This window comes from Roseburia sp. AM16-25 (assembly GCF_003473825.1).
GTDB classification, from domain to species: Bacteria; Bacillota; Clostridia; order Lachnospirales; family Lachnospiraceae; genus Pararoseburia; species Pararoseburia lenta.
On the sequence record NZ_QUCW01000001.1, the window covers coordinates 754585 to 762199 of the forward strand.

Here is a 7615-nt window from a genome sequence, read left to right on the forward strand (position 1 = left end):
CAAATGGATGACAAGATTTTTGATCAGATTCATGAGGTGGATCTGAAAAAGACGATGGAAACATCATATATTGATTATGCCATGAGTGTAATCGCGTCCCGCGCCCTTCCTGACGTTCGAGACGGACTCAAACCGGTACAGCGTAGAGTTTTGTATTCTATGATCGAATTGAATAATGGACCGGACAAGCCACACAGAAAGTGTGCACGTATTGTCGGTGATACCATGGGTAAGTACCATCCGCACGGTGATTCTTCTATTTATGGAGCACTTGTCAACATGGCACAGGAATGGTCGACCAGATATCCACTTGTCGACGGACATGGTAACTTTGGTTCTGTGGATGGAGATGGCGCTGCTGCCATGCGTTACACAGAGGCAAGACTTTCAAAGATTTCCATGGCTATGCTTTCCGATATCAACAAAGATACCGTAGACTTCATGCCAAACTTTGACGAGACGGAAAAAGAACCAACCGTTCTTCCTTCCCGTTATCCAAACCTGCTGGTAAATGGAACAACAGGTATTGCTGTTGGTATGGCGACAAATATTCCGCCACACAATCTATGTGAAGTTATCGCAGCCGTGGTAAAGATTATTGATAATCAGGTAGAGGAAGATCGTGAGACAGATATTGAGGAATTACTTGAGATCGTCAAGGGTCCTGATTTTCCGACCGGTGGTACGATCTTAGGTCATGCCGGTATTGATGAGGCATATCGTACAGGACGCGGTAAGATCCGTGTGCGTGCGGTATCTGAGATCGAGCCGATGAACAACGGCAAGAACCGTATCGTTGTAACCGAACTTCCATATATGGTAAATAAGGCACGCCTGATCGAAAAGATCGCAGAACTTGTCCGCGATAAAAAGATCGACGGTATTACCGATCTTCGTGATGAATCATCACGAGAAGGTATGCGTATCTGTATTGAGTTGCGTCGTGATGTCAATCCGAATGTCGTGCTCAACTTACTTTACAAGCATACACAGTTGCAGGATACTTTTGGTGTAATTATGCTTGCCTTGGTCGGCAACCAGCCAAAGGTACTCAACCTCTATGAACTTTTAAATTATTACTTGCTGCATCAGAAAGATGTCGTAACCAGAAGAACCAGATACGACCTGAACAAGGCAGAAGAAAGAGCACATATCGTACAGGGATTATTGATCGCTCTGGATAATATTGATGAAGTGATCAAGATCATCCGTGGTTCTGCTGATGTGGCTACGGCAAAGCAGCAGTTGATGGAGCGTTTTGCTTTATCAGAAGCACAGGCAAATGCCATTGTTGAGATGCGTCTGCGCGCATTGACCGGTTTGGAAAGAAACAAACTGGAAGAAGAATATAAGTCTTTGATGGAACTCATTACGGAGTTAAAGGCAATTCTTGCAGATGAAAAGAAGTTGCTTGGTGTTATCAAGGAAGAAATCCTTGCTATCTCTGATAAGTATGGGGATGATCGTAGAACCTCTATCGGATTTGATGAATATGATATTTCCATGGAAGATATGATTCCGGTTACAAATACTGTTATCACATTTACAAAACTTGGCTATATCAAGCGTATGAATGTGGATAACTTTAAGAGCCAGCATCGTGGCGGTAAGGGAATCAAGGGCATGGAGACGATCGATGAAGATTACATTGTCGAAATGATGATGACGACATCGCATCATTATCTCATGTTCTTTACCAATACCGGTAGAGTTTATCGTCTGAAAGCCTATGAGATTCCGGAATGTTCCAGAACCGCAAGAGGTACTGCTATTGTCAACCTTTTGCAGTTGCAGCCGGACGAAAAGATCACATCCATGATACCGATCAAGGAATACTCAGACAGCCAGTATCTTTTTATGGCTACCAAGAATGGTATTGTGAAAAAGACGAAGATCACAGATTATGAAAATATCCGTAAGACGGGTCTTGCAGCCATCAATCTGCGTGAAGATGACAGATTGATTGAGGTAAAACTGACAGATAATAACGAAGATATTATTTTAATTACCAAGTTTGGTCAATGTATCCGTTTCCATGAGACAGATGTCAGAAATACTGGACGTACTTCCATGGGTGTTATCGGTATGAGTCTGACAGACCAGGATGAAGTGATCGCAATGCAGCTTGCTTCTCAGGGAGATTCTCTGATGATCGTTTCTGCAAAGGGTCTTGGAAAGTGCACACTGGTAGAAGAATTTACACCGCAGAACCGTGGCGGTAAGGGTGTCAAGTGTTACAAGATTACAGAAAAGACAGGAAATGTCGTTGGATGTAAGGCTGTCAATGAAGATGATGAGATGATGCTTATCAATACCGAAGGTATTATTATCCGCATCAAGGTCAATGATATAGCACTTCTCGGAAGAATTACTTCCGGTGTGAAATTAATCAATGTCGGTGAGGGCGTTACGGTTGCAAGTATTGCAAAAGTACGCAAGGAAGACATGATTATGGATGAAAGTGAAGAAAATCAGGAAGATTCTGCAGAAGAATAAGAAGTAAAAAAACTCCGTCTAACTGGCGGAGTTTTTTCGTTCTCAAGGATTACAGATTATCTATAAATATCTTGACAATATCATCCATATTATTCTGATTTGAAGTAATTTCAAAACAAATTTTTCTATCGGAATCTAAATAATATGCAGTATCATAATATGCTTTATCTGAACGATTCATATAAATCACTTTATCTTTATATTTAAACTTTTTATAATTGTTATTTAGGATACCAATACTATCGTTTTTAGCATCATAATGGAAAAATGTTTTCCAATATTCATTATCTGTTTTACCAATAAAAATATCTACAACATTTTCTTCATCTTTGTATGTCAAGGACATAAGTTTATAGTCAGGATGTATTGTGGCATTCAGTTTTGATTTTCCATGGTCAACAACGCCATAATAATTTGCTTCTTGTAAAGAAAACTGATTAATTTTGAGTTTTACATCAAGGTCATAAAATTTTGAACGTAATTTTATAGGTGCATAGAAATAAGATGTGTGTGTAAGCCACATACCCTTTTCTATTTCAACATTTGAGGCATATACTCCAAAACCAGCAAAAATGATACAGAACACTATTAAATATACAATAGCAATTTTATGTGTGAAAAAGTATGTTGTTTTATGCTCTTTATGATAAGATGTTAAACTTTCAAAAGGAATATTGCATTCTGGTAGTTCTTGTGTAGACCTTGTTAATTTTAATTCCACATCATTCATTCTTAAAATCTCCTTTCACATTTTTCTAGAGAATGTATTGCGCGTTCATATCTTTTTTTTATGCTGTGTTCTGTTGTATGTAAGATTTCTGCTATTTCTTTGTGGGTCAGTTTACCTATTATTTTTAAAATGATTATTTCCTGTTCTTTTTGTGGTAAAGATGCTATCATTTCATAAAAAGAAAAAGAATCATATTGGTTTTCTAGATCATTTTGATATGCCATTTCTTTCTTTTTTTTACGAAGAATGTCATAACACAAATTTCTTGCTACCTTATATAGCCAAGATTGCGTTTTTTCTTCCGGTATTGGTAAAGACGATTTTAAGAGCCTTAAAAAAGTTTCTTGCATAATATCTTCCGCAAGATGAACATCATGAAGCAATCCAAGTGCATACCGAAATATAGCATTATGATATTGGTTATAGATGTATTCGCATTTCAATTTTTCCATAAATGGTAAATTCACCTCCTCTACTAATATAACGTTTCAAAAAGGAAAAACGCGCCAAAAAACTCCGCCAGAGTTGATTGCAGTTAATTGCAAAACTGGCGGAGTTTTATCAATCTGTGAGTTCGCTATAAATTTCTACGGTTTCTTTATCATCAAATCCATTTACATAATAATTTTTTTCATCAGCCGAAAAATTTATATAATACTTGTGTTGCGGATTTAAGAATAGTTCATAGTTTCCCTGATTTCTCACATGGAATTTTCCTTTTAAGAGATTATCCATAGCGGTTCCATTGCTTTTTACCATAGATGGCAGTTCATCTACCAAAGATACATTGGAAATGGTATCTGTATCAATAGCATAGTTTTCAAAAATGTGTTCACAGTAAAGAGTGTCATCTTTTATGACAAGGTGGATCGGTGTAAATTCCTCCATGATCATAAAAATACTGATAAAAGGAATACTGAGCATTGCAATAATAGAAAAGATTGTAAGCCCTTTTCCAAGACCTGTTGCCATATTTACGGAAGTTCCAATGCCGGCTCTCGTTTCTACTATGCTGCTTTTGTCCTTAGGATTGTAGTAAAACAGTCCAAAGATCCATGCCTCGTCTTCGTTGGTCTTAAATGCTGGATCAAAAGAACTTGCATAACGTTTTTCAATATTTTTGAATTTTTTCCCTAACGGGATAATTAAGATTAAAAGGACAAGGGCATAAGCAATGGATCCAACAAGAAAGATACCGGGACGGATGGCATCGGATACAAGAGACAAAAGGGTAATCAAAGTGTAGGCAAGGTTTAGCCAGACACAGGCTAACCAGAAATTTTTCCACACGTTTTTCTTGGATCTGGTGTAATTGATGTTGATGTCACTGTCATTGCAGATGACTTCCACCGGTCTACGATCCATCCAGAGAGCAATAATCCAGTACAATAAACTGATAGCCGCAATGCTAAGAACCATAATCGTGCTGTCAAAATCTGTTTTTTCAGAGAGAGCCGCAAATACAAGGGAAAGGGCAAAAACGAAAAAACTGAGGAAAGCCGGAAGGAAGAATGGCAAAAATCGTACCTTTCTGACATTTCCGGCATTTTTCATCTCTACATAAGATACTAAAATCTGATTTTCGTATAATTGATTTTCCTTTTTCCATTTCTTTAACTTTTTATTGGCTATGGCATATGGCACATAAAACAATAGAATTAAGAGCATGAGCCAATTCATCCAGATTGTAAACTGTATGGAAAAATGACTTGTCAGTAAACTGGTGAGAGGAATAGCAAAAAAGATGAGAAGCAAGATGTTCATTTGCTTATGAAACTCGCTTATGATCTTCTGAACTGCAGGTTGCTCTACCCATTCTTGCTTCATGGATACAGAAAACAACAAATGATCATGAAATTTATGGTTGTTTTTTAAAACGAAATAAATGATAAGCAGTACCGGATATGTACTAATAAAAAGAATGATATTAAACATAGATCTGCCTCCTAAAAATACTTTTCACATAATTGGAAAAATTCTTCCTTTGAAAATCCGCGGATGTTTGCTTCAGATATGATCTGTTGCAAATTGTCCAAAGAAGCCTGTGAGAGATATTTGCCCTGGTCAAATTCATTTCGGATCCTTGCGCCGTTTCTGCGGTCGGTAACGATATAGCCTTCTTGTTTTAAAAGAGCATAGGCTTTGTTTACCGTCATGGAATTGATCCCGATTTCTTCTGCAAGGGCGCGCACGGTAGGTAATTGCTCCCCGGGCTGTAATCTCCCATCAGAAATACCTAAGACAATCTGATTGCGGATCTGTTTGTAAATAGGAATTTCAGAAACCTCGTCAATACAGATGACCATGATAGACTCCTTTCTTCTTATTTTGTATTATTTAGTGTAATACAAATAATACAAAAGTCAAGAGAAAAAATTACCCATTGCTGATACAGACACCTGCGTATATAATAAATTTTAGATGTAAAGGAGAATATGCATGCGGTTAGTAATTCAGCGGGTAAATCATGCATCTGTCAAAGTAGATGGTGACGTGATCGGAAAGATCGGCAAAGGGCTTTTGATATTTCTTGGTGTGGCGGATGGCGACACCAGAGAAATGGTAGATAAATATGTCAAAAAGTTGCAGGGACTTCGCATTTTTGAGGATGCGGATGGAAAGACAAATCTGTCCATAAAAGATGTGGATGGTGAAATACTTATAGTATCACAGTTTACACTTTATGCGGACTGTAAAAAAGGAAACCGACCGAGTTTTGTCAAAGCAGGCGCACCTGATTTTGCCAATGGACTTTATGAATATTTTAAAGAAAAATGTCAGGAGGCATTTGGCAAGGTGGAATGTGGCAGTTTTGGCGCAGATATGAAAGTGGATCTGGAGAATGACGGACCATTCACGATCCTGTGGGATAGCGACTGGTGGTAGAGGGAGAAAATACAATGAGAGAAATAGCGGTAAAAGACATCACAAAAGAAATTGCAGATATGTGCATTCAGGCAAATCACTATCTGTCAGAGGACATGGATCAGGCACTGAAAGTTGCGACAAAAGAAGAAAAATCTCCTCTGGGCAAAAAGATTTTGGAGCAGTTGCAGGAAAATCTCACGATCGCAGACCAGGAAACCATTCCCATCTGCCAAGATACCGGTATGGCAGTTGTCTTTATGGAGATCGGACAGGATGTGCATTTTGTCGGCGGTAGTCTGGAAGATGCCATCAATGAGGGTGTGCGCCAAGGTTATATTGATGGCTATCTGCGCAAGTCTGTCGTAGGTGATCCGATCGAGCGCGTCAATACCAAGGATAATACACCGGCTGTCATCCATTATTCTATCGTGACCGGAGATAAGGTAAAGATCACATTTGCGCCAAAGGGTTTTGGCAGTGAAAATATGAGCCGGGTCTTTATGTTAAAACCTGCCGATGGGATCGAGGGTGTAAAAAATGCCATTCTCACCGCGGTAAAGGATGCAGGTCCGAATGCCTGCCCACCTATGGTCGTAGGTGTCGGTATTGGCGGAACCTTTGAAAAATCTGCACTGATGGCAAAGCAGGCACTTACCAGAAATCTCAATCAGAAGCCGGAAATTCCATGGGTGGCAGATCTGGAAAAAGAAATGCTTGAAAAGATCAACGGACTGGGAATCGGACCGGGTGGACTCGGCGGAAGCACCACGGCACTTGCAGTCAATATCAATACTTATGCAACACATATTGCGGGACTTCCGGTGGCAGTCAACATCTGTTGTCACGTCAATCGCCACGTAGTGAGAGAATTATAATTGTAAAAAGGGGTTTCAGATGGATAGACATATTACATTACCAATTACAAAAGAAATCGCAGAAAGCCTGACTTCTGGGGACTATGTATATCTGGATGGTCAGATGTATGTAGCACGCGACGCAGCGCACAAGCGTATGATGGAAGTCCTGGATCGTGGAGAAGAACTTCCGATCCCGATCAAAGATGCAACGATTTATTATATGGGACCTTCACCTGCCAGAGAGGGCAGACCGATCGGTTCCGCAGGACCGACAACAGCCAGCCGTATGGATAAATACGCACCGCGCCTATTAGATCTGGGACAAAAGGCTATGATCGGTAAGGGAAAGCGGACAAAAGAAGTCTTAGATGCTGTCATCCGCAATCACGCTGTATATTTTGCAGCCGTTGGCGGTGCCGGTGCCCTTCTTTCTAAATGCATCACAGAGTCAGAAGTCATCTGCTATGATGATCTGGGTGCAGAAGCCATCCGTAAGATTATGGTCGAAAATTTTCCGGTCATAGTTGTAGCAGATTGCCACGGAAATAATCTCTATGAAACAGCCATTCTGGAGTATCAGAAATAAAAGAAAATTGCGAAGAAATGCAATATTTGTAGGGTTACAATTGATGTGACACCTACCCCTATACAAAAACGGTTGAGT

The 7615-nt window shown here is 39.5% G+C and carries 8 protein-coding genes; 4 read left to right on the forward strand and 4 right to left on the reverse strand.

Going from position 1 to position 7615, the window contains the following annotated elements; translation table 11 throughout:
- Positions 1 to 3: 3 nt before the first annotated feature.
- The gene (gene gyrA / locus DW183_RS03800; RefSeq protein WP_118280663.1) at positions 4 to 2496 is read left to right on the forward strand and encodes a DNA gyrase subunit A; all 2493 of its coding nucleotides are present in this window, start codon (positions 4 to 6) and stop codon (positions 2494 to 2496) included.
- Positions 2497 to 2545: 49 nt separating this feature from the next.
- On the opposite strand, the gene DW183_RS03805 is transcribed toward gyrA, so the two are convergent.
- From DW183_RS03805 to DW183_RS03820, 4 genes are all read right to left on the reverse strand, one after another.
- On the reverse strand, positions 2546 to 3226 hold the full coding sequence (locus DW183_RS03805; RefSeq protein ID WP_118280664.1) for a hypothetical protein: 681 nt from the start codon (positions 3224 to 3226) through the stop codon (positions 2546 to 2548).
- A gap of 2 nt (positions 3227 to 3228) precedes the next feature.
- Positions 3229 to 3678: an RNA polymerase sigma factor gene (locus DW183_RS03810; protein ID WP_118280665.1), complete on the reverse strand. Its 450-nt coding sequence runs from the start codon at positions 3676 to 3678 to the stop codon at positions 3229 to 3231.
- A 109-nt stretch (positions 3679 to 3787) separates the two neighbouring features.
- Entirely contained in the window at positions 3788 to 5161 is a 1374-nt protein-coding gene (locus DW183_RS03815; RefSeq protein ID WP_118280666.1) for a PH domain-containing protein, read from the reverse strand.
- An 11-nt stretch (positions 5162 to 5172) separates the two neighbouring features.
- Complete coding sequence (locus tag DW183_RS03820) at positions 5173 to 5532, reverse strand: GntR family transcriptional regulator (protein WP_118280667.1); 360 nt, start codon at positions 5530 to 5532, stop codon at positions 5173 to 5175.
- Between the two features lie 133 nt (positions 5533 to 5665).
- Between DW183_RS03820 and dtd the strand changes: the two genes are divergently transcribed.
- The 3 genes from dtd to DW183_RS03835 are packed head-to-tail and all read left to right on the forward strand — an operon-like array spanning position 5666 to position 7537.
- Positions 5666 to 6112, forward strand: coding sequence for a D-aminoacyl-tRNA deacylase (gene dtd / locus DW183_RS03825; RefSeq protein ID WP_118280668.1), 447 nt, complete (start codon positions 5666 to 5668; stop codon positions 6110 to 6112).
- A 14-nt stretch (positions 6113 to 6126) separates the two neighbouring features.
- A complete protein-coding gene (locus tag DW183_RS03830; RefSeq protein ID WP_118280669.1) occupies positions 6127 to 6969 on the forward strand; it encodes a fumarate hydratase in 843 nt (280 codons plus the stop codon).
- A gap of 19 nt (positions 6970 to 6988) precedes the next feature.
- Positions 6989 to 7537 carry a Fe-S-containing hydro-lyase gene (locus DW183_RS03835; RefSeq protein WP_118280670.1) on the forward strand — a complete coding sequence of 183 codons (549 nt, stop codon included), beginning with the start codon at positions 6989 to 6991 and terminating at the stop codon, positions 7535 to 7537.
- The last annotated feature ends 78 nt before the right edge of the window (positions 7538 to 7615 follow it).